This window comes from Allobranchiibius sp. CTAmp26, from assembly GCF_017565405.1.
Taxonomy (GTDB): Bacteria; Actinomycetota; Actinomycetes; order Actinomycetales; family Dermatophilaceae; genus Allobranchiibius.
Window position 1 is genome coordinate 203,088 of record NZ_JAGEKR010000010.1, and the last position, 23,895, is coordinate 226,982.

At 69.8% G+C, this 23,895-nt stretch carries 25 protein-coding genes; 7 read left to right on the plus strand and 18 right to left on the minus strand.

The window, feature by feature from the left end; all coding sequences use genetic code 11:
• Positions 1-68: 68 nt before the first annotated feature.
• Together J4030_RS07425 and J4030_RS07430 are read right to left on the minus strand one after the other, a co-directional pair.
• Positions 69-1,487, minus strand: coding sequence for an amidase (locus tag J4030_RS07425; RefSeq protein ID WP_208048574.1), 1,419 nt, complete (start codon positions 1,485-1,487; stop codon positions 69-71).
• 103 nt (positions 1,488-1,590) lie between these two features.
• Positions 1,591-2,826, minus strand: coding sequence for an MFS transporter (locus J4030_RS07430; RefSeq protein WP_307864607.1), 1,236 nt, complete (start codon positions 2,824-2,826; stop codon positions 1,591-1,593).
• Positions 2,827-2,991: 165 nt separating this feature from the next.
• Here J4030_RS07430 and J4030_RS07435 point away from each other — a divergent pair, with 165 nt between their 5' ends.
• Positions 2,992-3,888: a polysaccharide deacetylase family protein gene (locus tag J4030_RS07435; protein WP_243762995.1), complete on the plus strand. Its 897-nt coding sequence runs from the start codon at positions 2,992-2,994 to the stop codon at positions 3,886-3,888.
• The gene (locus J4030_RS07440; RefSeq protein WP_208048576.1) at positions 3,875-5,125 is read left to right on the plus strand and encodes a hypothetical protein; all 1,251 of its coding nucleotides are present in this window, start codon (positions 3,875-3,877) and stop codon (positions 5,123-5,125) included. Before J4030_RS07435 ends, J4030_RS07440 begins: the two co-directional genes overlap by 14 nt.
• Positions 5,126-5,172: 47 nt before the next feature.
• Here J4030_RS07440 and J4030_RS07445 read toward each other — a convergent pair whose 3' ends face one another.
• The 10 genes from J4030_RS07445 to J4030_RS07490 all read right to left on the minus strand — a co-directional run bounded on the left by J4030_RS07445 (position 5,173) and on the right by J4030_RS07490 (position 14,245).
• Positions 5,173-6,810 (minus strand): phosphoribosyltransferase family protein, encoded by a 1,638-nt coding sequence (locus J4030_RS07445; RefSeq protein ID WP_208048577.1) that lies wholly within the window; start codon positions 6,808-6,810, stop codon positions 5,173-5,175.
• A complete protein-coding gene (locus tag J4030_RS07450; RefSeq protein ID WP_374221982.1) occupies positions 6,807-7,565 on the minus strand; it encodes an HAD family hydrolase in 759 nt (252 codons plus the stop codon). The genes J4030_RS07445 and J4030_RS07450 overlap by 4 nt, the downstream gene beginning before the upstream one ends.
• Positions 7,484-8,074 carry a TerD family protein gene (locus J4030_RS07455; protein WP_179478073.1) on the minus strand — a complete coding sequence of 197 codons (591 nt, stop codon included), beginning with the start codon at positions 8,072-8,074 and terminating at the stop codon, positions 7,484-7,486. The genes J4030_RS07450 and J4030_RS07455 overlap by 82 nt, the downstream gene beginning before the upstream one ends.
• On the minus strand, positions 8,071-9,204 hold the full coding sequence (locus tag J4030_RS07460; protein ID WP_208048579.1) for a DUF475 domain-containing protein: 1,134 nt from the start codon (positions 9,202-9,204) through the stop codon (positions 8,071-8,073). The genes J4030_RS07455 and J4030_RS07460 overlap by 4 nt, the downstream gene beginning before the upstream one ends.
• A gap of 59 nt (positions 9,205-9,263) precedes the next feature.
• A complete protein-coding gene (locus tag J4030_RS07465; RefSeq protein ID WP_208048580.1) occupies positions 9,264-9,851 on the minus strand; it encodes a TerD family protein in 588 nt (195 codons plus the stop codon).
• A 61-nt stretch (positions 9,852-9,912) separates the two neighbouring features.
• Positions 9,913-10,893 carry a hypothetical protein gene (locus tag J4030_RS07470; protein WP_208048581.1) on the minus strand — a complete coding sequence of 327 codons (981 nt, stop codon included), beginning with the start codon at positions 10,891-10,893 and terminating at the stop codon, positions 9,913-9,915.
• Positions 10,890-11,456 (minus strand): TerD family protein, encoded by a 567-nt coding sequence (locus J4030_RS07475; protein WP_208048582.1) that lies wholly within the window; start codon positions 11,454-11,456, stop codon positions 10,890-10,892. The genes J4030_RS07470 and J4030_RS07475 overlap by 4 nt, the downstream gene beginning before the upstream one ends.
• Before the next feature lie 13 nt (positions 11,457-11,469).
• Positions 11,470-11,877, minus strand: coding sequence for a hypothetical protein (locus J4030_RS07480; protein ID WP_208048583.1), 408 nt, complete (start codon positions 11,875-11,877; stop codon positions 11,470-11,472).
• 135 nt (positions 11,878-12,012) lie between these two features.
• Positions 12,013-13,272 carry a toxic anion resistance protein gene (locus J4030_RS07485; RefSeq protein WP_208048584.1) on the minus strand — a complete coding sequence of 420 codons (1,260 nt, stop codon included), beginning with the start codon at positions 13,270-13,272 and terminating at the stop codon, positions 12,013-12,015.
• A gap of 139 nt (positions 13,273-13,411) precedes the next feature.
• Positions 13,412-14,245 (minus strand): LysR family transcriptional regulator, encoded by an 834-nt coding sequence (locus J4030_RS07490; RefSeq protein ID WP_208048585.1) that lies wholly within the window; start codon positions 14,243-14,245, stop codon positions 13,412-13,414.
• A 69-nt stretch (positions 14,246-14,314) separates the two neighbouring features.
• On the opposite strand from J4030_RS07490, the gene J4030_RS07495 reads away from it, so the two are divergent.
• From J4030_RS07495 to J4030_RS07510, 4 genes are all read left to right on the plus strand, one after another.
• On the plus strand, positions 14,315-15,178 hold the full coding sequence (locus tag J4030_RS07495) for an NAD(P)H-binding protein (protein ID WP_208048586.1): 864 nt from the start codon (positions 14,315-14,317) through the stop codon (positions 15,176-15,178).
• Positions 15,179-15,243: 65 nt separating this feature from the next.
• Positions 15,244-15,804 (plus strand): NADPH-dependent FMN reductase, encoded by a 561-nt coding sequence (locus tag J4030_RS07500; protein WP_208048587.1) that lies wholly within the window; start codon positions 15,244-15,246, stop codon positions 15,802-15,804.
• Between the two features lie 46 nt (positions 15,805-15,850).
• Positions 15,851-16,198, plus strand: a complete 348-nt coding sequence (locus J4030_RS07505) for a YciI family protein (RefSeq protein WP_208048588.1) — start codon at positions 15,851-15,853, stop codon at positions 16,196-16,198.
• Between the two features lie 16 nt (positions 16,199-16,214).
• Complete coding sequence (locus J4030_RS07510; RefSeq protein ID WP_208048589.1) at positions 16,215-17,348, plus strand: hypothetical protein; 1,134 nt, start codon at positions 16,215-16,217, stop codon at positions 17,346-17,348.
• 15 nt (positions 17,349-17,363) lie between these two features.
• Here J4030_RS07510 and J4030_RS07515 read toward each other — a convergent pair whose 3' ends face one another.
• The 3 genes from J4030_RS07515 to J4030_RS07525 all read right to left on the minus strand — a co-directional run bounded on the left by J4030_RS07515 (position 17,364) and on the right by J4030_RS07525 (position 19,087).
• A complete protein-coding gene (locus J4030_RS07515; RefSeq protein ID WP_208048590.1) occupies positions 17,364-18,206 on the minus strand; it encodes a TrmH family RNA methyltransferase in 843 nt (280 codons plus the stop codon).
• A 107-nt stretch (positions 18,207-18,313) separates the two neighbouring features.
• Entirely contained in the window at positions 18,314-18,499 is a 186-nt protein-coding gene (locus J4030_RS07520; protein ID WP_208048591.1) for a hypothetical protein, read from the minus strand.
• Between the two features lie 339 nt (positions 18,500-18,838).
• Positions 18,839-19,087 (minus strand): hypothetical protein, encoded by a 249-nt coding sequence (locus J4030_RS07525; protein ID WP_208048592.1) that lies wholly within the window; start codon positions 19,085-19,087, stop codon positions 18,839-18,841.
• 81 nt (positions 19,088-19,168) lie between these two features.
• Between J4030_RS07525 and J4030_RS07530 the strand changes: the two genes are divergently transcribed.
• Entirely contained in the window at positions 19,169-20,065 is an 897-nt protein-coding gene (locus J4030_RS07530) for a LysR family transcriptional regulator (protein WP_208048593.1), read from the plus strand.
• 193 nt (positions 20,066-20,258) lie between these two features.
• On the opposite strand, the gene J4030_RS07535 is transcribed toward J4030_RS07530, so the two are convergent.
• The 3 genes from J4030_RS07535 to J4030_RS07545 all read right to left on the minus strand — a co-directional run bounded on the left by J4030_RS07535 (position 20,259) and on the right by J4030_RS07545 (position 23,816).
• Positions 20,259-21,380, minus strand: coding sequence for a phospholipid scramblase-related protein (locus J4030_RS07535; RefSeq protein ID WP_208048715.1), 1,122 nt, complete (start codon positions 21,378-21,380; stop codon positions 20,259-20,261).
• 89 nt (positions 21,381-21,469) lie between these two features.
• Entirely contained in the window at positions 21,470-22,651 is a 1,182-nt protein-coding gene (locus tag J4030_RS07540) for an acyl-CoA desaturase (RefSeq protein ID WP_208048594.1), read from the minus strand.
• A 49-nt stretch (positions 22,652-22,700) separates the two neighbouring features.
• Positions 22,701-23,816, minus strand: a complete 1,116-nt coding sequence (locus tag J4030_RS07545; RefSeq protein ID WP_208048595.1) for a ferredoxin reductase — start codon at positions 23,814-23,816, stop codon at positions 22,701-22,703.
• Between the last annotated feature and the right edge of the window lie 79 nt (positions 23,817-23,895).

The window sequence follows — 23,895 nt, forward strand, 5'->3', positions numbered from 1 at the left end:
GTTTCGAGTGGCGCACCTGTAACGGGTGCACTCGATAGATATGTATGCCACTCGGCGGCGCGGAGGAGTCAGTCCTGGATGCGGCGCCAGGGGTGGGCGGCCTCGACCTGCAGCGCGAGACGCAGCAGCAGCGCGTCGTCGCCGTGGGTGCCCGACACCATCGCGCCGATCGGCAGACCGTCGGCGGTCTGCCCGACCGGCAGCGAGATCGCCGGTGCACCGGTCGCGTTGTGCAAGGGGGTGAACGCGCACAGGTCGACGAGCCGCTCGAAGTGCAGGGCGGGGTCGATGTCGGCGCCGAGGTAGCCCAGCTGAGGCGTCGTACCCGTCAGCACCGGCGACACGATCAGATCCGGACCGCGGTGCATCTGCACGCGTGACACGACGTCGGACGCCAGCAGCCGGGCCAGCGAGATCGGCATCTTGAGCAGCCGCTTCCTCCCCTGCGCCCCCAGGAACTTGGTGAGTCCCTCGAGTCGCTCCGGGTCGTACCCCTCACCGAAGATCCGGTCGGTGCCGCTCGAGGCCAGCAACCCGAGCAGCATCCAGTACGAGGAGAAGTCGTCCTTGAAGTAGGACGGCAGCTTCAGCTCGTACGGTTCGACGTGGTGCCCGAGCTCTTCGAGCTGACGCCCGAATTGCTCGATGGCGGCGCGGGTTTCGGGATCGGTGCGGGTCTCCACCGCCGGTGAGTCGATGAGCAGTCCGATCCGCAACGGCGTCGCCTGCGGCTGGTCGACCAGCCCCATCGGCTTCAGCAACCGGTTGTGGTGCACCTGCTCGGCGGCCGCGAAGAAGCCGGCGACGTCGCGCACCGAGCGAGCCAACACCGACTGGCTCACCACGCGTACGGGCGCCACCCGGTCGGCGACCTCGATCCGCAGTCGGCCCCGGGTCGGCTTCAACCCGACCAGCCCGCACGCGTGCGCCGGGATCCGGATCGAGCCGCCGCCGTCGTTGCCGTGCGCGATCGGCACGACGCCGGCCGCGACGTACGCCGCCGATCCGCCCGAGCTGCCGCCGGAGGAGTACGACGTGTGCCACGGGTTGTGGGTGCTGTACTCGAGCGTCTCGGTCGAGCAGGTCCACCCGAACTCCGGCATCGTCGAGGTGCCGATCGGGATGAGTCCGGTCGCCCGGAACTGGCGTGCGACCGGGCCATCCTTCGGGTGCGGTGTCATGGCGAACGCGCGCGACCCCTGGGTCATCGGCATTCCGCCGACCATGATGTTGTCCTTGAACAGCGTCGGCACCCCGGCGAACGCGCCCTCTCCACCGCCGGTCGCGCGCTTGCGCGCCCGCTCGAAGTCCTCGAACCGCAGTCCGCTCAGCTGCTCCTCGACGGCTTCGCTGCGCGCGATCGCGGCGTCGACCGCCTCGCTCGCGCTGATCGCGCCGGAGGCGATCCGCGCGGCGACACCGGTCGCGTCGTCCTCCCCGAGAGCGTCGTCGGTGAAGGCATGCACCCGCTGGTTCGTGGTCTCCATCCGCCCAAGCTACCGGTGGGTACGCCGTCGTGGGCCGGGTTCACGGTGGCACAGGTACGACCGAGAGCCACAGGTCGACCTGCGTCCCTCGGTCATACCTGCGTCAGGGTGCGGACTGCCAGGTGTCCGGACGACCCAGGGTCACTACCTCGCGGTTGGTGAGGAGGGGCGCGAGGCTGATGAGCAGGAACACGGAGCCGGCGAGCATGCAGCCGACGTCGCCGAGCGCCACGATGAGGACGCCGGCGACGGGCGGGGCCAGCGGAGCGAGGCCTAGCGCGATCACACCGGCTGCGGCGTTCATCCGCGCCTGCAGGTGTGGGGGTGTGACGTTGCTGATGTAGGCCGAGATGCCCGAGTTGTTCGCCGGCAGCAGCAGGAAACCCCCTGCGAAGAGCGCACCCGTCACGATCACGTTCGTGGTCAGCCCCATCGGCGCGACCAGCAGCGCGAGCGCCAGCCCGGTCGCGACGGTGAGGAGCCCGCTGCGGAAGCGGGTGACGATCGCGGGCGCGATGAGGGCGCCGAGGAGCCCGGCAGCTGCGGCGCAGGTGTCGACGAGCCCGATCGCCGCAGGCGTCACTCCGGCCCGGATCAGTCGCAGAGTGACGGCCGTGAAGACGTAGGCCATGGCGAAGTTGAAGAGTCCGCCCCACAGGAGCACCGACCGGATGACGCGGTGGTGCCACACGAAGTGCAGGCCCGCCCGCGCATCGGTCAGCAGAGAGTTGCCCGTGGGTGTATCGGCTCGCAGATCCGTGCGCAGTCTGCTGGCGCCGATGCCGTACGCCAGGTAGCTGACGGCGTCGACCACGAACGGGACACTGCGGGCGAGGGAGTACAGCGCACCACCGAGCGGAGGGCCGATCAGGCTCGCGAGGTGGTCGCGTGCCTGCAGCCGGGTATAGGCCAGCGGCAGTTGTTCGCGGGGGACCACCTGACGCACCGAGGCCGAGGACGCCGGGGCCAGGAACGCCTCGGCCAGCCCGATCACGAGGCCGGCGGCGATCAGGTGCGCCAGGACGAGGTGCCCGAGAAGCTCCGCGACCGCGAGACCCGCGACGGCGACGGCAGCGGCCAGGTTGGCGAGCACGATCACCCGGCGCTTCGCCCACCGGTCGACCAGCGCTCCGGAGACGAGCCGGCCGAGCAGCTCACCGACGAGCACGGACGTCGCCGCGACTCCCGCCAGGAGCGTCGAGCCCGTGAGGGCATACCCGATGAGGGGGAAGACCAGGCCGGTCATCGACGTGCCGACGGAGGAGGCCGTCTGACCGATCAGCAGGACCATGAACGCGTGGTTGCGATGCAGCGGCCCCGGTTGCCCGTCAGCGCTCACTCAGGTCCGCCCCCTCTCGACCAGTCGCCGCAGCCTACGAGAGGGCGACGACGAACGGTGCCGCCGACCCGCGGCAATCAACGGAGCGGGGCGTCGTCCGCCCGCTCTCTGACCACGCGTCCGTGTTCTCATTCGGCTCTCAGCAGGGTCGACAAGGCTGCAGGGATGACGGCCCCGCCCGACCCCGAGTCCGACCGCCCGCTCGACCTCGTGTCGGCCGAGGGCCCGAGCCGCGGGTTGCCCCGTCGGGTGGCGGTCTTCGCAGGTCTGGGCGCTGCCGCTGCCGGTCTCGCGGCGTGCAGTACGACGTCGGCTCCCACGAGCGGGACGACAGCCCGATCCAGTGAGGCGACCGGGTCCAGTGGCGCGACCGCATCCGCCGGTCCCTCGCCCCACACCAGCCAGACGCAGATCCCCCACATCCTGATGACCCCAGGGCCGGACATCGTCGCCGGGCCGCGGTCGAGCGGAGAGGTGGCGCTGACGTTTCACGGCGCCGGGGACCCTTCGATCGCCCGGGCCGTCCTGGCCGCTCTCGCCGCACACCAGGCCGAGGTCACCGTCTTCACCGTCGGCACCTGGGCGCGGCAACACCCGGATGTCGTTCATGCGCTGCTCGGGGCAGGGCACGACGTCGGTAACCACACCTGGAGCCATCAACCCATGCGGTCGCTGAGCGCGGCCGCCGCGCGTGTCGAGGTCCAGCGCGGCGCGCATGCCGTGGCAGCCGTGCGCGGTTCGGCCGGAGCATTGTTCCGCCCGTCAGGAACACCGACGAGCACCGCCACGATTCGCGCGGCGGCTGCCAGCGCGGGCTACCACCGGTGCATCTCCTACGACGTCGACTCGCTCGACTACACCGACCCGGGCTCGACCGCCATCGTCCGCAATGTCGAAGCCACCGTCCGTGGTGGGTCCATCGTGAGCCTGCACCTCGGCCACCCGGGCACCGTCGCAGCCCTGCCAAAGATCCTCGATCTGCTGACCCAGCGCGGTCTACGAGCTGTGACCATCACCCGGCTGCTTGCACACCCTGGGGAGCCGGTCCTTGCGCGCTCCTGACCGTCGCCGGGGAATCATCGCCGCTGCGTGCCTCTCGGTACTCCTGGCGGCCTGCTCCTCGGGCGCCGCGCCGCGCCTTGCGGCATCGACCTCCGCCACGTCACACCCGTCGGTCAGTACGACGGGCAGCCCCACTCCGGGCGGCGCGATCACAGCTCCCGACGGGCTCCCCGTCTACGCTCACGTCCGCCCTGGCGACCTCAGCCCGGTCGCGCGTACGGCGCGCCAGCTGGTCTACGTGCCGGACCAGCAGTCGGGCCGCGTGGACATCATCGATCCGCACACCTACCGGGTCATCGGGCGGATCCCGGTCGCCGCCTCGCCGGAGCACGTGGTGCCGAGTTACGACCTGCGGACCCTCTGGGTCAACAGCGACGCGGGATACCGGCTCACCCCGATCGACCCGCGGACCGGCAGGGCGGGAACCGCCGTCACCGTCGACTTCCCGTACAACCTCTACTTCACCCCCGACGGCCGCTACGCCCTGGTCATGGCGGAGAAGCTCGACCGGATCGACGTGCGCGACCCCCACACGATGCGGTTGATCCGATCGCTGAGGGTGCCGTGCGCCGGCGTCAACCACGCGGACTACAACGCCGGCCTCACCACTTTGATGGTGTCGTGCGAGTTCAGCGGCAAGCTGCTCGTCATCGACTCGAACGTGACGCGTATTCGAAAGGTCATCGACCTCAATGCCATTCGTACGCCGGGTGCAACCTCCCCTCAGATGGCGAAGCGGATGGGCGGTCCGAGGGCGGAGCTGAAACCGGGCGCTTCCTCCATGCCGCAGGACGTGCGGCTGAGCCCGAACGGCCGATGGCTCCTGGCCGCCGACATGCTCCGTAACGGGGTCTGGGTGATCGACGCCCGGACCTTCGCGGTCGACCGGTTCGTGCCGACCGGCTTCGGCGCACACGGCATCTACCCCTCCCGCGACGGCACGAGGATCTACGTCAGCAACCGGGATGAGGGCAGCGTCAGCGTCCTCGACGCGAACACCCTGAAGCCCGTGGCCAAGTGGCGCATCCCCGGTGGAGGCTCGCCCGACATGGGAGGTGTGAGCGCCGACGGGACCCAGCTGTGGCTGTCCGGGCGCTACAACTCGGTCGTCTACGTCTTCGACACCCGGACGGGTCGGGTGCTGCACGAGATCCCTGTCGGCGCCGGGCCCCACGGGCTGCTCATCTGGCCTCAGCCCGGCCGGTTCTCACTCGGCCACACCGGCAACATGCGCTGACCCGACCTCCCAGCAGGTACGGGGACGGACGGTCCTCGACGGCCGGGTCAGGGCCGCACGGCGGTGAGGCCGCGCAAGCGGCGTACGCCGTCGGCGAACTGGTCGACGTCGGCCAGGTGGTCCGCCTCGATCGCGTCGCAGACCCACCGCAGCACCTGCGCCGGCACCTGCTCGACGAACCTCACCAGCTCGTCCGGAGGCAGTCGCAGCACCCGCCGGCACACCCGGGCGTTCGGCACGAAGTCTGCTGCCCGCATGATCGCAAGCAGGTCGTCGAGCCGTGCGACCGCCGCGGCGTTGAGCATCGACTCCAGCTGGGGCGCGGTGGCGAACGCGGCCGCGTCGACCAGGTAGAGATGGTCGATCCACCGCGCGCCGGCCGCCGTCAGGCAGGCGTTCATCGCGCGCTCGTGGGTCCCGGTGACCCGGATGTCGTCCAGGGCGACCACCAGCTCACCGCGCAGGTCGGCGCCGTCCTCGACGTACATGCAGTCGTCGCGTAGCGCTGCGTCGCGATCCGCGGGAGTCATCGCCGCGTAGTCGCCGGGCGTGCGACCCGAGCGGTGCACCCGCAGCTCGCGCACCTGCAGCCCCGGCACCAACTCCCCCAGCGCCGCCACGAACGGCGCCACCAGCGCGGCGGCCGCCGGCGGGACCGTCGCGTACCCCGAGCCCGTCACCCAGACCCGCGACGTCGAAGACAGATCGTGATGATCGGCGTACTGCTGCGCCAACAACCGAGCGAATCGCGTTGCGAGAGCGCCGCTTCCGTGCTTGAACCGGCTGTAGGACGCCGCCCCGACGGGGCCGCCGTCATCCGGCGGAAGCGCGGTGTCGCGCGGGTGCAGCCGCACGAGCGCGTAGCGGAACTCCCCCAGCCCGGCCCGCAGGACCGCGACACCCGGCGCGTACGCGTCGGCGAACGCCGCGCCGGTCGCGAGCACCCCGTCGTACATCTGCAGCAGCACCGGCTGCGGGCAGCGCGCGACGAACTCGGCGAGGTCGGGGCTGGCGAGCGCGAACTTCAAGAAGCGGATGGTGAGGCAGAAGCGATCGGCCTGGATCGCCGGCAGCAGGTCCAGCGGCGAGGTGACCGCCGTGTGGTTGAGGACCCGCTCCACGTGCGGTGCGGCGGCGAGCTGTGGGGTGCACACCGCGACGTACGCCGATAGCACAGCGACAGGGTCCGCCGTCGCCAGGGCGGACACGATCGTCTGCTCGGCCAGGCCGGTCACGCGCACGTCGTCGACAACGACCGCGACGCACCCGGAGAGCGACTCCTGCACCTCGAACCCGATCGCGGCCAGCTCCGCACGGCGGTCCTGCTCGCTCGCGGCGGCATAGTCCCCGGCAGTCACCGCGTCCTTGCGCACGTGCACCAGACGCCCGGCGGGCAGCCCGCGCGCTGCCCGCGCCTCATCGACCACGGCCAGCGCCTCGGCCGCCAGGTACCAACATGCGGGAGGCACCGCGAGATACGCGACGGGGAAGACAGGCACCGCGTCGGCGAGCAGCCGCCCACCGTGTTCGTGCAGCAGGTGCTTGCCGAGGCGCGCCCCGAGACCGTGGATCGCGGCGCCGTCACCGTGTTTCATCAGCGAGTACGCGGTGTGGTCGAAGTGGTCGTGCTCGTCGAGGGACCGCACGTCCTCGGGGGTGCCCGTGAGGGTCCAGAGTGCGGTCATGCGCGAGCGATCGTCTCCAGCCGCGCGGCCAGCGCAACCCCGTCGGGCTCGACGAGCAGGGTTCGCAGCCCGGCCGCACCGGCTCCCCGGACGTCGGCGACCGGGTTGTCGCCGACGTGCAGCACGTCCGGCGCGGGCACCGCGACCACGCCGACCGCGATGTCGAAGATCTCGCGCGACGGTTTGGCGGCTCCCACCTCGTTGGAGAAGACCATCCCCAGATCATCGCGGAACCCCGCGAGCCGCAACAACTTTCGCATCAGCTCCCCCGGCAGCATGCCGGTGTTGCTGGTCAGCACCACCGGCATCCGTTCAGCGACCGCCGCGAGCAGCTGCGGCAGCCGATGGGTGAGCGGCCGGGGCGGATGGGTCAGCGCGAGAGCAGCCTGCTCCGCCATGAGGTACGCCGATCGGTCACCGAGCGCGGCACCGCCCACGCCCAGCCGATCCAGGACGAGCCCGACCCGCTGGTCGAAGCCGACGTCGCGGCCGGTCGCCATCGACAGCTCGTCACCGTCGTGGTCGGCCGCGCGCAACGCCACGTCGAAGTCGCCACCGGCGACGCCCGGAGCCAGCGCGCGTCGCAGCATCTCGTTGCGCGCCGGCTTGAACGCGGGGTCGCTGCCGATCAGCGTGCCCCAGATGTCCAGGCTGAGGGCGCGCGGCCACTCGCTCAGATCGCCGAGAGGGCGAGCGGCACCAGTTCCTGCGCCACCCGGCCCTGGCCCGGCTGACCGATGGCGGTGAAGCTCCACCCGGAGCCCGAACGGGTCAGCTTGGCCATCACCATGGCGGTGTGCGGCCCGGTGCCGGTCAGCTCATAACGGACCAGCTCGGTGTCCCCGGCGGCGGAGTCGACCGCGCGGACGAAGGCGTTGTCGATCTCGGTGAAGTTCTCGCCGCTATAGGAGTTGACGACGAAGACGATCTGCTCGACCGAGCCGGCCACGGCCGGCAGGTCCACGATGATCGACTCGTCGTCGCCGTCGCCGGCGCCGGTGCGGTTGTCGCCGGTGTGCTGGATCGAACCGTCACTGGAGCGCAGCTTGCCGAAGTAGACGATGTCGAGCACGTTGCCCGCACCGATCAGAATGGCCGACGCGTCCAGGTCGATGTCGCGCTGCACCTGCTTGCTGCCGCCGAAGAGACCCTTCTTGGTCACGATCTTCGCGTCCCACCCGAGGCCCATCCGGACCCGGGTGAGGGATCCGCCGTCCTGCTTGGCGAGGTTGACCGACTGGCCCTTGTTCAAGTTGATCGTCATGGGTTCGATGCTCCGTTCACGGCAGACGCCGGTGTCTGGTCGATGGATTCGGTCGGGGGCTGGTTGGCGTCCCGCTTCTTGTTCTCGCGCACCGAGGTGAGCCAGGCCGCCACGATGAAGGCGATGCCGGTGCCTCCGATGACGACCTCGCCGAGCTTGAACTTGATGGTCAGGATCAGCATGACCGCGAGTGCGCCGATGGCCCAGTGGGCGCCGTTCTCCAAGTAGCGGTACTCCGCCAGGGTGCCGTTACGGACCAGGTAGACGGTCAGCGAGCGGACCGCGAGTGCTCCGACGCCGAGACCCATGGCGATGATGATCGGGTCCGGCGTGATCGCGAAGGCTCCGATGACGCCGTCGAAGGAGAACGTCGCGTCGAGCACCTCCAGGAAGAAGAAGAGTGACAGCGCCGCCTTGCCGGCGAGCAGGACCGTCCCGCGGGCATTGGTCTGCTGCTCCAGCTGTTCGTCCTTGGCCGCTTCCTGGTCCTCCATCACCGAGGACAGGCCGTTGACGGCGAGGTAGAGCACGATGCCGAGCACGCCGGAGAAGAGCACGGTCGCCTTCTCACCCCCGGTGGTGAGGAACTCGGCGGCGAGCAGCAGGCCGATGCCGGCGACGATGACCCCGAGCATGTCGAGGGCGCCGATGCGCTGCAGCGCCCGCTCGATCGGGCCGAGCCAGTGCACTTCCTTGTCACCGTCGAACATGAAGTCCAGGAAGAGCAGCAGCAGGAACATCCCGCCGAACGCCGCGATGGCCGGGTGGGCCTGGTCGAGGATGTAGCCGTACGTACCCGGGGTGTTGTGGTTGCCCCGTTCGAGCGCGAGGTGCACGGCCTGGACCGGGCTGATCTGTCCGGAGAGGCAGACGATGACGAACGGGAAGATCAGCCGCATCCCGAAGACGGCGACTAGCACGCCGACGGTCAGGAACATCTTCTGCCAGAAGTCGTTCATCTTCTCGAGGTACTTGGCGTTGACCGCCGCGTTGTCGAAGGAGAAGACGATCTCCAGCACGATCAGGATCGCGGTCAGCGAGACCGCGTCGATCCCGGCGTAGAAGAAGGCGATGACGAGCACTGCCGCGGCGACGACGAAGTCGACACGGAAGTGTTTGAGGGTGGACATGAGGTCCCTTCGTAAGGGTGGGAGGTACGACGGTGACGGCCGTCGTACGCCGAGGCAGGTCAGCCCGCGGAGATACCGAAATCGGAGATGACGCCGGCCAGGCCGGAGGAGTAGCCCTGCGCGACGGCGCGGAACTTCCACTCGGCGCCGTTCTTGTAGAGCTCACCGAAGATCAGTGCGGTCTCGGTCGAGGCGTCCTCGCCGAGGTCGAACCGCGCACCCTTCTCGGCGTTGTTCGCGTCGTCGGCGTCGAAGAAGCGGATGTAGGCGTCGGAGACCTGCCCGAAGTTCTGCGCTCGCGAATCGGCCTGGTCGATGGAGGCCAGGAAGACGATCTTGGCCACGTCGGGCGAGACGGCCGCGAGGTTGACCACGATCTGCTCGTCGTCGCCGCCGCCCTCACCGGTGCGGTTGTCGCCCTGGTGGTTGACCGATCCGTTGTCGCCGGACAGGTTGTTGTAGAAGACGAAGTCGGCGTCGGTGCGCACCTTGCCGTCCTGGCCGCAGATCAGCGCCGAGGCATCCAGGTCGAAGGGCGCGCCGTCCGTCGTGCGCGGGTCCCAGCCCAGCCCGACCACGACGTTCGTCATGCCGGGGGCCGCCTTCGCCAGTGAAACGTTGCCGCCCTTGCTCAAGCTGACTGCCATTGCCCATTCCTTCGTCTCAGATCGATCTCCGCGGGCCCACGAACGACGAGAGCCCCCTGCCTCAGACCAACGGGGTCGCGGGGTCGCGCCACGTTAGGTCGGTATAACCGTAGGCCCCACACACTTGTTGCAACGTTCCGGAAAACGGATCCAGTTCCGCACGCAGCACAAGTCGTCCCTGCACGACGTACGCGGTGAGCAGCGCCTGGGCGCCCAGGGTCGCCGTGGCGGGCAGGGTGATCTCCATCCGGGAGCCGCCGTACGTCGTAACCACGAGGGTGCCGCCCGGCAGCCGCGGAGTCACGGCCACCACCAGCACCCGGGACAGCGAGTGGATCCGGCGCAGGTCGATCTCGACGCCCTGCCCACCGCACCGGACCATCGGCCGACGCGGGTCCGGGCCCTGCCGGTTCAGAGTGCCGAGCACGATCGACTCCTGCCGATCGGCGGTCTCCAGGACGCACCCGAGGTCCAGATGCTCGCCGGCGCCGAGAGCGGGTTCGATGCGCAACCGGCCGACCGCGGACTGCATGCGGGTCAGGTGGACCACCCTGTCGGTGGCGCTCAGCACCCGGCGCTCGTGCTCGGTGATGGTGGGCAACCGCAGGTCATAGGACTGTTCCCGCACGTGCCGGCTCGCCGGGGCCGCTGCGGACGCGCCACCGCTCAGATCCAGGGAGGTGCTCGCGCCGCCGGGAGCAGGGGCCGGCACGGACCGCGACGTCGGCGGCGCGGCCGGCTGCTCGCTGCCGAGGTCCAGAGATGTGCCCGACCGTGCGGGGGCCGGCGCGGACTCGGCCGGCCCGCCCAGGTCCAGCGACCCGACCGCTGGAGGGGCGGCCGCGGGGCGGGTGGGCTCGGGAGTGGGAGCCGGTGTCGGCGGGCGCGCGGGATTCTGTCTACCCGGGCGCACCGATCGGCCGGACAGGAAGTCCGCGACCGCCGTACCGGCCGGCGCGGTCGCAGGCGGCGCGGTCGCGGGCGGCGCGGTCGCGGGTCGGACTCGGCGGCGCAGATAGGGCAGGTCGGTGCGGGTGGTCACAGCGAGACGCCGAAGTCCTTGGCGACGCCGGCGAGCCCGGTGGAGTAACCGGCGCCGAGCGCCTTGAACTTCCACTCCTCGCCGCGCCGGTAGACCTGGCCCAGGGCGACGGCCGTCTCGCTGTCCAGCCCGGCGGCCAGGTCGACGGTCTGCACCAGCACGCCGCCGCCGTCGAGGTTGAGCACCCGCACGGTGCACCGGCGCAGCTGCCCGAGGGTACGGCGACCGGTCACCCCCTCGTTGACGTAGACGATCACCACGATCCGGTCGACCGCGGCGGGGACGGCGCCGAGCTCGATCTCCAGTTGCTCGTCGTCGTCGCCGAGCGCGGTCTCCAGCTGGGCGGTCGACAGGTCCGCCGACACCAACTGGTTGAAGTACACGACGTGGTCATCGGAGAGGGCCTTGCCACGCTCGTCGCACAGGATCGTCATCAGGGTCAGCGCGTCGGCGAGCACCCGCTCGGCGCCGGTGTCCCAGTCGATGCCGACCACGACGCCTCGAAGACCCGGATTCTCTTTGGTGAGAGAGGCGTTGGCGCCCTTGGGCAGGGCGGTCACCATGCGGTTGCCTCGTTCACAGGTCGAGCTCCGAGCCGCCGAACTTGTCCTCCAGGAAACGCCCGTGCACCTGCAGGGCCTGCAGGTCGCGCTCGTTGCTGGCGGCCGCCAGGTCGCCGACGCTCGCTCGCAGGGTGGTGAGCTGGTCCACGACCGCGGCCGTGGCCGCGTGGACGGCCGGGTCGCCCGCGGCGCGTACGGCACCGATGTAGCTGCGGATGGATCCGGGCACGTAATCGGTCAGGACGGCGTGGACGGCCACCCGCACACCGATGTCCAGGCGGTCGACCTCAGGGGAATCCAGCACGCTGGCAACGGTATCCGTCACCGCCCGCGCGAGCACCACCGCGATGGGCGGCAGATCGCCCGCACTCGCGTTGATCTCCAGCACGAGCGCCTGGGTCTGCTTCCTCAGGGCCGACACGCTGTCGTCGTGCTCCGCGGAAGCGCTCGGACGCGGTCCCGTCGAGGCAGCCGGGTCGTGGGGACGGTCACTGTGCTGCCCTGGACGCCCGGGCTGCTGATCCGGCTCGAAGAGCCGGGAGAGCAGACCCACGACTCAGGAGCCGATCTGACCCTGCGGAGGCTGGCCGCCGCCGAGCTGGGCACTGGTCGAGGCGTCCATGCCCTGAGCGCGCATCGAACGCTCCAGGTAGGGCTTGGCACGCTCGACCTGACCCTGCAGCGCCGTGATGGTCTGCGCCATGTTCGCGGTCGCCTCGGTGCGGAAGGTGTCGATGGCGTCCATCGTCTGGAAGACGTTGTCGAACGCCGCCTGCAGCTTCTCGACCTCGACGCCGCTGCTCGCCGCCTGCTTGTTGATCTCCGCGCCCTGCTGCTTCAACTGCAGCGACGTCGACTCGATCAAGTTGGAGGTGGTGGTGTTGAGCGAGGTGATCTGGTCCAGCACCAGCTTCTGCTGCGCGAGCGCCTGCGACACGATGACCGCCGTACGCAGCGCGGCGACCGTCGTCGTCTGCGCGCGGTCCACACCACGGATGAGTTCCTGGTTGTTCTTGCGCACCAGGTCCAGGGCGAGGTAGCCCTGCACCGACACGGCCATCTGGGTCATGATGTCCTGCCGCCGCTGACGCACCGCGAAGAGCACGTCGGACTTCATGGTGTCGGCCTCCTCGGTCTTCCCAGCGGCCTGCAGCTCGGCGATCTTCTGCTCGATCGCCGTGTCCAACGCCGTTGCCAGCTGGTTGTACTCGCCCAGCTTCTGCATCGCCTGCCACATGTTGCCGCGCTCCATCTCGATGGAGGCGTTGTCCTTGCGCAGCTCGTCCTGACCGGACGCCAGTGCCCGGATGATGGCGTCCAGGTGCGACTGGGCGGACTGGTACTTGGCGAAGTAGTTGTCGATCTTGCTGCCGCCCGGCAGCCACTTCAGCACCTTCTTCACGCCCTTGAGGTCGGCGCGGTTGGGGTCGAGATCGGTCACCGTGCGGCGCAGGTCGATCAGGGTCCCGCTGACCTTGCCCTGCGGGCTGGTCTTGTCGCCCGACGCGGCGGCCGGCCGCTGCAGCATCCGGTTGGACACCTCCGAGGAACGACGGATGTCCGAGTCCCCCATCAGCACGATGGAGTTGACCTTCTCGGTGAACGCCGGCGCCTTCATGTCCATGGAGGTCAGCTCGGTGACGAAGGACTGCGCCTTCTTCTCGATCTCGGTCTGCGCCTCTGGGGCGACCTTCACGGCCTGGACGGCCTGCTGCTCCTGGACGACGGGGGTGGGCGCGGGTGCCTCGAGCACCAACGCGTCGGGCGCGGGCGCCTCGGGTGTGCGGCCCTGGCCACTCAGATCAAGCTCGGACATCTTCGCTGCCTCCCTCTGGGGGCGTTGTCACCGCCACCGATTCGTTACCCACTCTAGGTAAGACGCTTCGCGGGCAACCATGGGTTCCGCCAGGACATCCGTCATGACTTTCCGTCCGGTCGCGCCACGCGTCGATCGTTCAGTCCACGGCGCTCAGTCGGACCGGCGCGGTGCCGAGGGTTCGGGTCGCCACCGCGAGGAAATCGAGCACCCGGCGCTCGCGGCTGTCGCGCGCGACGACCAGGCACGTCTCGACGTCCTCGGCGTCGGTGACCGGCCGGTGCACGAGGTCGGGGCGCAGATAGGACCGGGCGACGCTGAGCGGCACCACGGCGATGCCGTCACCGGAGGCGATGAGTTCGAACTTCTCCTCGGCCGAGGACGTACGGCGTGCGTGCGCGTCCAGGATCCGCTCCCCTTCCAGCTCGGCCAGCGTCAGACTCCGGCGCCGGGCCAGGGGGTGGGTCACCGGCAGGCAGGCCACCTTCGGCTCGCTGCCGATGGTCACCGACCGCAGCCCCGTCTCGTCGAACGGGCGCCGCAGATATCCGACGTCGGCCCGTCCGTCCCGGAGCGGGGCGTCCTGCTCCCACCACTTCAGCGGTAGCAGTTCGATCTGCACGTCCGGGCTGGTCGCGGCGTACGCGCGGACCGCCTGCGACACGTGCAGGCCCGTGGCGAATCCGACCACCAGTCGCTGCACCCCACGATCGGCCTCGTGCACCCGACGGATGCCGGCGTCGACCGTGGCGAACAGCACGCGCGCCTCCTCCTGCAGCTGCCGCCCTGCGGTCGTGAGCTGCACGCTGCGGGTCGTTCGCGTGAGGAGTGGGCAGCCGAGCTCCCGCTCCAGGGCCCGGATCTGCCTGCTGAGGACCGGCTGGGCGATGTAGAGCGACTCGGCGGCGCGTCCGAAGTGTCCGTGCTCCGCCAGAGCCACGAAGTACCGCAGCTTGCGCAGATCCAGATCCATGCCTTCAGGGTATCAATGCGTTGCAGGAGGTATTGGACCTGCGCCCGGGGGCGGCCGCACGGTGGAGTCATGATCGTGATCACGACGCCCACGGGCGACATCGGCAGTCAGGTGCTCGAACTCCTCGCGGCGGACTCGGAGGATCTGCGGGTCGTCGTCCGCGACCCGGGCAGGCTCGCGGACTCCGTGCGGGACCGGGTCGACATCGTGCAGGGATCGCACGGCGATGCCGAGGTGGTCGACCGCGCGTTCGCCGGAGCGGACGCGGTGTTCTGGCTGGCCCCGCCGAACCCCGGCGCTCCCAGTCTCGATGCCATGTACTCCGACTTCGCCCGACCGGCGGCACGGGCGATCACCACCCACGGCGTGGGCCACGTGGTCGGCGTGTCGGCTCTCGGCCGCGGCACCCCGGTCGCGGGTAGGGCCGGGCTGGTCACCGGGACCCTTGCCATGGACGACCTGCTGGGCGCCACCGGTGCGGCCTACCGCGCGCTCGCCAACCCGGGGTTCATGGACAACGTGCTGCGCCAGGTGGATTCCATCCGTGACGAGGGGGTCTTCACCGAGGCCGCGATCCTCGACCGCCCGGCCCCGAGGGTCGCGACCCGGGACATCGCCGCGGCAGCCGCGCGGCTGTTGTCGGACAGGTCGTGGTCCGGCACCTCGACGCTGCCCCTGCTCGGCCCGCAGGACCTGTCACCGCAGGACATGGCGGGCATCATGTCCGAGGTGCTCGGCCGGCCGATCCGCTGCGAGCGTCAGTCCTACGACGACCTGTCGGGGACGTTGTCCGGCTACGGAGCGGGCGCCGCTTTCACGCAGGGCATGGCCGACATGATGCGGGCCAAGGACGACGGCCTGGACGCAGGCGTCCCGCGCACCCCCAGACAGCGAGCCCCACGACGTTCCGGCAGTGGTGCGAAGAAGTGCTGAAACCGGCGGTGCACACCTGATCGATCGGCTCCGCGGCGACCGCGCGGCGTCCTACGCTCGGGGGCATGAGCCCTCTGAGCGTCGCCGTCGTCGTCTGTAGCACCCGTCCTGAGCGGGTCGGCCCCGCCGTTGCGCAGTGGGTGATGGATCAGGTCGCGAACCGAGCCGACGCGACGTACGAACTGGTCGACCTCGCCGACCAGGACCTGCCGTTGCTGGACGAGCCGCAGCCGGCCTCCGCGCAGGAGTACACCAAGGACCACACGAAGGCCTGGTCGCGCAAGATCGCCGGGTACGACGGTTTCGTGTTCGTTTTCCCGGAGTACAACCGCGGGCTGCCCGCCGCTTTCAAGAACGCCCTCGACTTCCTCTACGTGGAGTGGAACGACAAGGTCGCCGGCATGGTCTGCTACGGCTCCAGTGAAGGCCTGCGCGCGGCGGAGCAGCTCAAGCAGGTGCTGGGCGAGCTGCAGATCGCGACCGTCCGCGGGCAGGTGGCCATCTCGACGTACGACGACATGCAGGACTACTCGAAGATGACGCCCCGGCCCTACCAGGCCTCGAACCTCGACACGATGCTCACGCAGCTGGTGCGCTGGGGCGGGGCGCTGAAGACGCTCCGCTGACCGCGGCACCGGACCCACCCGATCCCCCACGAAGGACGACTCCCGGATGAAGTACCTGATGATGGTCGCTGTCGACGGCGACCCGGACACCTCCGATGCACCGGAGGCCAGCGTCGACGACTGGTTCGCGCGGGTGACCGAACGTGGCCAGTGGGTGATGGGCGAACGGCTGCGGCCCCCCGGGTCCGCCACGCTGGTCCGGGTCCGCAACGGAGAGACGATCGTCACCGACGGGCCGTTCGCCGAGACCAAGGAGTGGCTCGCCGGCTTCGACATCCTCGACTGCGCGACCCTGGACGACGCGATCCAGGTCGCGGCCGCCCACCCGATGGCGCGCGGGGGACGCATCGAGCTGCGCGCGTTCTGGCCGTTCGAGGAAGACGCAGACGCCTAGGAGCCGGTGAGGACACGTGCGGTCGCGTCGACTCCGCGCCCTGACCGTCGCGGCCGTCGCCGTGGCGACCGCCGGACTGTCCGCCTGCAGCCGAGCGCCGACCGCGAGTCCGGCGCCGGTCGACCCCGGGTGGGAGCGGGTCGCCCTCGCCGGCTCGCCGGACATCGCGACGTTGACCAGCGGCGACCGCATGGTGATCGGCACCTCCGCCCACAACGGCGCGGCCGGTATGTCGACCGTCTCCGGGAGCGGAGCACTCGCGCCGGTCACGCTCCGGCCGGTGTCCGGCTACGCCCGGACCGCCAGGTGGCTCCAGGTCAGCATGGGCGGACCCGGCATCCTCGCCGTCGGCGGGGCACGCGGAGGTGCGCACGGCAACGTGCGGTGGACGGTGTGGCGGGCGCCGCGGACCACGGACGGTTTGGGCACGCTGTCCGAGATGCCCCAGACCTTCGAGACGTTCGGGGGGCTGCAGGCCGGTGACCTGGTCGGGGCGGCGTACGCCGGCTCCGATGCGGTGATCGTCGGGTCCTGGGTGGGGAGTCACGGCCTGGACGTGACGACGTGGCATCCGTCGGGCAGCACCTGGTTGCGCGATCCGCCGTCGCCCGTCCTGCGCAACACCTCCTCGACCCTCAAGTCCGCCAACGGCGTCGGAGTCGTCGGCGACCGGTTCGTCGTGGTCGGCGATCTGCTGGACCTCGACCACGGCATGGCCTTCTACCCCGTCGTGTGGCTGAGGGCGGCGACCGGCGGCCCGTGGGAGCAACACCGGGTCCCCGTCGCCGGACACGCGCGCAGCATCGGGTGCTCTCCGCAGCGGTGCGTCGTGGTCGGAGCAACCGGCGCGGGCGCCGCACGCGCGTGGCAGGTGAGTGCCAACGGGACCGTCACACCGATCGACCTTCCGTCGGCCACCGTGACGGGCACCGACATCCCGACTCCCGTCGTCGTGTCGGACACCGCATGGATCGTCCTCCCGACGCGCTCGGGATCACTGCTCGTGCGGATCGCGGGGGCGCGCCGAACCGTGCTCAGGACCCCTGCCGGGCACCCTGTCGCCCTCGCGGCCGTCGGTACGCAGCTCTATCTCGCGATCCGCGCCGCCGACGGGTCCTCGCAACTGTGGCGGGCCGCCGGCACCCCCTGACCGGTCAGGTCGCGATCACGCGTGGGCGGCGAGGCGTTGCTGGAGCGATTCGTGCAGCAGGATCGAGCCCGCGGTCGCGGCGTTCAGCGAACTCGCCGCACCGATCATCGGGATGCTGACGACGGCGTCACACGCCTCACGCCAGATCCTGGCGAGTCCGCGCGTCTCGTTGCCCACCACCAGCACGGTCGGCACGCCGAAGTCGACGTCGCGCACGCCGAGGTCGCCCCCCTCGTCCGTGCCGAGCAGCCGCATGCTGCTCCCGGCCGCGCGCAGTGCCCGTATCCGGTCGATCACCGGTTGCGGGCCGTCCGCCCTCACGGTCGGCACCGCGAAGAGCGAACCCGTGCTGGCGCGAACGGATTTCGGGTCGTACGGGTCGGCTGCGTGCCCGGTCACGACCAGCCCGGACCCACCGAAGGCATCGATCGAGCGCAGCAGGGTGCCGACGTTGCCGGGGGTGCTCGGCCGGTCGAAGACCACCGCAGGGGCGTACGCCGCGGGGTCGGCCCGCGTCAGGTCGTTGGCCGGCATCGCGACGACGGCGAGCAACTCCGCCTGCCCCTCGTCCTTTCCCGACAGCTCGGCGAACAGCTCGGGCTCCAGCTCGTACCGGCGCGCCCCGGGGAGACTCCAGGTCTCGCGCGCCCAGCTCGACGGTGACACCCTGACCGGCCGCAACACCGCCGTGAGCTGCCATCCGTGCTGCACGGCCAGCGTGATCGGACGCACGCCCTGCACGACGAACTCGCCCGCGCGGTGCCGCTTCGTACGGTTGCGCAGCAGCGTCTCCCAGTGCTGGAAGGTCGCATTGCGGCTCCCGACGCGGATCGGCCGGAGGGCGGAGTCGGCAGTCATGCGCTCACGCTAGTGGTGGGGGGAGAGATCCCCTCGGGCACGCAAAAGCGGACACCCACGGGCCGAGGCCGGGTGGGGTGTCCGCGTGCTGACGCCGAACGGTCGGGTCAGATCTGGCGCATGAACGCCCGGGTTGCGTGCTCGTTGCCGTGCAGTTGCTCGCGCACGGACCGCCAGATGGAGCGGGTGCTGCGCGGCGCGGACTGCGGGGCGGTGGCATAGGCCAGGTCACCGAGCATCCGGGCGTGGTCGCGGTCTTCGATGGGGCTGAAATCACTGTGGATGGGTCGCATGGCCGCAATGCTTCCATTTCGAACTAATCACGACAAGTCCAAATTACTGTACGACTATTCAGTTTTACTGAAGAGTCTGATCGGTGATCCTGCGCTGCTCAAAAGCGCTGTCTCACAATAGATTCCGAGACCTTCTGCGCGTCGCATCGCGTCGACCGTTCGCCGTTCGTGCCCGGCTGTGGGGGAACTCACACACGGCCGTTCAGTGCGCCGGGCGCAGGCCCGTCCTGGCGGCATCGGAGGGCCGCGTCGACGCGTCGGGCCCGGTCGCTCGCGGCCGCCGGGCAGCAGCCTCATCACCTGCCCGATGTGACACGCGTACGGCACCGTGCGCACCGTTCACCCAGTCCGGCCCTCGTAGATCCACGGCCGGTTGATCCGGTCGAATCGCTCGTTCGCCTCTGCGATCCCGTCGAGGACTTCCCGGACCGCGGTCACGGCCTCATGCAGGCGGACGAGCAGGGTGCGCCGGGGCGCCCGAGGTGCGGTGGCGGGCCGGCCCGAGTGGGCGCGTACGGCGTCCAACTCCTGGCTCAGCCGCTGAGCGTCGCGATCGATCGGTCCGTGATTGCTGTAGTCGATGTTCATGTATCCAGCGTGGCGCCGGTAATACTTCAGCACAAGCGATTGTTCGTGACGCACCATGTAGCACTGCTGTATGGTTTCGGAATGCTCGACGTCAACCGTCTCCGGGTGTTCCGCGCCGTGGTCGCGAGCGGGTCGGTCCAGGCCGCCGCTCTCAACCTGGGCTACACGCCGTCCGCCATCAGCCAGCACGTCAGCGCCCTACAGCGCGAGACCGGGCTGCAGCTCTTCGAGAAGTCCGGCCGGGGCATCAGCGCGACGCCCACCGGCCGGGCGCTGGCGGCGCAGAGCGATGAGCTCATGAACGACCTCGCCCGGCTGGACGGCGTGGTCGACGACCTGCGCGAGGGGCGCACCGGCACCCTCGCCATCTCCTGTTTCGCCTCGGCCGGTGAGCAGTGGATCCCGCTCGTGGCGCGCGCGCTGCAGCGTGACTTCCCCGACGTGCAGTTCACCGTGGACCTCAACGAGATCCCGTCGCCCAACGGCCCGGGACGGCCCGACATCGACGTACGCACCGAGCAGCCGGACGAGCCGGCCAGCCGGGTCAACGGGTACACCCGCTACGAGCTCACGGAGGAGCCGTACTGGGTGGTCTGCGCCGCTGACAGCCCGCTGGCCGAGCTGGAGGTCGTGCCGATGTCGGCGCTCGCGGACCATCGGTGGGTGATGGACAACCAGGACGACGACGTCTGCAACCGCATCGTGCGCGGCGCGACCAGGGCTGCCGGATTCACGCCCCGCTACGCGGCACAGACCGTCGACCACCACACCTCGATCGCCTTCGCGGCCGCAGGGATCGGCGTCGCCGTCATCCCGCAGCTGGCGCTCGGCATCCTGCCCGCCGACGCGTGCGCACGACCCATCGCCGATCCAGCCCCGCGTCGACGCATCGTGGTGTTCGTGCGCGACAACGCCAGCGCCAACCCCGCTGTCGCCCGCACGCTGCAACTGCTGCGGGACATCACCGCCCCGGTCTGACCTTCGGTCACTCCGTTCCCCCCGCTCGTGGCCGGCCGGCGCCCACGACGTCGCGTCTTCAGACGGCCTCGACCGGGGTGCGACCGGCTCACTGCCCAGGCAAGGGCCCCGCGTGGGCCTTTGCAGGTCGCACACTCGTGGTGCGGCTGGGTATGGGCGCCGCGCGGGCCCTTGTAGGCGGCGCAGTCGCGACCTACCGGCTGTCCTGCTTCAACGCCGTATCGATGGTGAGCGCGGCGGCGATGCAGAGCGAGCGCAATGGGTCGGGCATGTCCTGGTGCAGATGCACCACGTAGTTGTCCGCCGTGGTGAACATCGTGGTGAGCAGGCCCTCCCAGGTCTTGGTCACCCGGGCGACCTCGGCGCCGGAGTTGTCGAGCATCGCGAAGTTCCACGCCCGCCAGTTCTCGGCGTTGAGCGATCCCACCTCCGCTCCGCCGGCCAGCAGACCGAAGCGGATCTTGCCGAAGACGTTCTGCTGCACCAGTCGGCCGATCTCGGTGCCGTTCGGCGCCTCGACCACGATGGTGGACTTGAAGACCTTGGCGGGACGGGTCAGCCGCAGCAGCACCTGTCCCCCGTTGTCACGCACCTCGAGGCGGTGGGTGAGGAACTGGTCGTAGTTGGAGAGGAGCCGGACCGCTTTCTTCATCCCGCTCTGACCGACCTCGACCACCGCGCCCAGCTGCGATCCGTCCTGCGCGTAGACGGCGTACTCATTGGTGATCTCGATGATCTTGCGCTTCTGACTCACCACCAGCACCGGCTCGGTGAACACGTTGCGCCCGTGCTCGGCGGGCCGCCCGTCGACCGGTCCGCCGACCTGGCCGCCGAACGACTGGTCGCCGTACCCCTGCGCGATGGAGTCGCCCCAGCGCCGCACCCGACTCTCGCCCGGGAAGGAGTCCGGCTGCTGGGTACGCGCTTGCTGCGCGTACGGATCGTGCGGCTGCTGGGTACGCGCCTGCTGCGCGTACGGATCCTGCGGCTGCTGGGTACGCGCTTGCTGCACGTACGGATCGTGCGGCTGCTGCGGACCGCCCTGCTGGGTACGCGCCTGCTGCGCGTACGGGTCACCGACGTCGCGACGGGGGGCACCGCCCTGTCCGGGCAACTGGGCCGAGTGCGACCCGGCGTTCTGCTGCTGCGGGGCCTGTTGGGCCGACGCACCGGGATAGGGCATCGCCTGCGGGGCAGCAGGCTGCTGGGGCTGCATCGGCTGGGTCTGATGCGTCCACGAGGCGCCGTCCCACCACCGCACCTGGGTGGGGTCGAGGTTGTCGGGGTACCAACCGGGAGGGGTCGCGTTCGCCATACGGCATGTTTTCACGCGCCGCACGCACAGGTGGGGTCGTTGCGCGCTATATACGGCGCGCAACGACCCCACCTGGGAGTGGCGACGGGTCAGGCGGCGACCTCGCCGGTGTCGACGCGACGCGACGGCAGCGCGGTCGGTGTCACGGGCTTGCGACGGCTCGGGAACTTCACCTTCGCCGCGATGTGGTTGGGCAGCGAGAGGCGGATGACCTTCATCCAGGCCGAGGCGACCTGCTTGGGCAGCGGGCCACTCGTGTACTGCAGGCCGTAGCGCTCGCAGATGTCGCGCACCTTGACCGAGATCTCGGCGTACCGGTTGCTCGGCAGATCCGGGAAGAGGTGGTGCTCGATCTGGTAGCTGAGGTTGCCGGTCGCGATGTGCATCGCCTTGGAGCCGGAGATGTTGGCCGAGCCGATCATCTGGCGCAGGTACCACTCACCGCGGGACTCCCCCTCGATCGAGGTCTTGGTGAAGGTCTCGACACCCTCGGGGAAGTGCCCGCACATGATGACCGAGTGGGTCCACAGGTTGCGGCCCAGGTTGGACAGCGCGTTCGCCATCAGCGTCGTGCCCCACGAGCCGGTCGGCGCGGCGAGCAGCGGGTGGATCACGTAGTCGCGCGTCATCTGGTTGCGGACCTTCTGGCCCACCTTGCCCAGATCGCGCTTGAAGACCGCCTTGTCCTTGCGGCCCTTCATGTACTTGCCGAGCTCCAGGTCGTACGCCGCGATGCCGTACTCGAAGAAGCAGGCGTTGATGAAGTTCCACACCGGCTGGCCGAGGTAGAACGGCACCCACGGCTGGTCCTCGTCGACCCGCATGATGCCGTAGCCGAGGTCGTTGTCGCGCCCGAGCACGTTGGTGTAGGTGTGGTGCAGCTCGTTGTGCGAGTGCTTCCACAGGTCGGCCGGGCTGGCGTTGTCCCACTCCCAGGTGGTCGAGTGGATCTTCGGGTCGCGCATCCAGTCCCACTGACCGTGCATGACGTTGTGCCCGATCTCCATGTTCTCCAGGATCTTGGAGACGGTCAGACCGGCGGTGCCGAGGGCGAAGGCCGGCTTGTACTTGCTGAAGAGCAGCACCGCACGCGAGCCGAGCTCCAGCTTGCGCTGCACGTCGATGGTGCGACGGATGTACGCCGCGTCCTTGGCACCGCGCGAGTCGATGATCTCGGCGCGTACGGCGTCCAGCTCCTTGCCGAGGCTGTCGATGTCCTCCGGCGTCATGTGCGCGACCGGGTTGTGTTCCTTCTTCTGCAAAGCGGTCATCAGCTGTCCTTCCGTCGTGCTGTGGGAAATCGTGGGTCGTGTGACGTGATCAGAGAACGAGGTCGCAGCGCCCGGCGGCGGCCGAGATGCAGGTCTGGATGAGGATCCCGTCGCCGGGGGTGGCCGACGTGACCTCACCGGTGCGCAGGTCGCGCACGGAGCCTTCGCGCATCGGCAGCACGCAGCCGTAGCAGATGCCCATCCGGCATCCCGACGGCATGAGCACGCCGGCTTCCTCGCCGATGTCGAGGATCGGTCGGGCACCGTCGCACTCGATCTCGCGGTCGGCCTTGGTGAAGTAGACCGTGCCGCCTTCGCCGGGCTCGGCGAGCGCGGGACGGAAGCGCTCGGTGTGCAACCGGTGTGCGTGTCCGGCCTGCTGCCAGTGCCCCTCGAGCATCTCGAGCATGCCGGCCGGGCCGCAGGCCCAGGTCTCGCGCTCGCGCCAGTCGGGCACCAGCGCCTCGAGTTCGACGGTGTCCATCAGCCCGTGCTCGTCGGTGTGCCGCTCGACCAGGGTGATCCGGTCGTTCGCACCTAGCTCGCGCAGTTCGTCCGCGAAGATCACGTCCTCCGGACGCGGCGCGGAGTGCAGCAGGATGACGTCGTCCAGGTCCTCCACGGCGTGCCGCAGGATGCCCATGACCGGCGTGATGCCGCTGCCGCCGGTGAGCAGCAGGATCTTGTGGGGCAGCACCTCGGGCAGCACGAAGGCTCCGTCGGCCTGCTCCATCTGCACGATCTGGCCGACCTTGAGCGACTCCACCAGGTGGGTGCTGACGGCGCCTCCGGTGATGGCTTTGATGGTGATGGCGATGCAACCGTCCTCGCGCGGACCGGACGTCACGGAGTACGCGCGCCACATCCGTACGCCGTCGACGTCGACGCCGATCCGGATGTACTGCCCGGGCACGTGGCCGCGCCAGGTGCGTCCGGGGCGCAGCACGACGGTGGCGGCGTCCTCGGTCTCCGCGACGATGTCGACGACGCGGGCGCGCAGCACCGTGGAGGTGCGCAGGGGGTCGAACAGGTCGACGTAGTCCTCCGGGAGCAGCGGCGTCGTGGTCGCCTTGAGGAGTTTGAAGGCACGCGAGCGCCACCCAGCGCCGCCCGGGGCGCGCCCGGCCGCGTTCTGGGTAGGTCCGTCACTGAGGAGATGTGCCATATGAACACCATGCCTGCCGAGACAAGACAATTTCTTGTCCGCCTCACGTGAATCGAACCCGCTGTATTGTTCGCTGAGA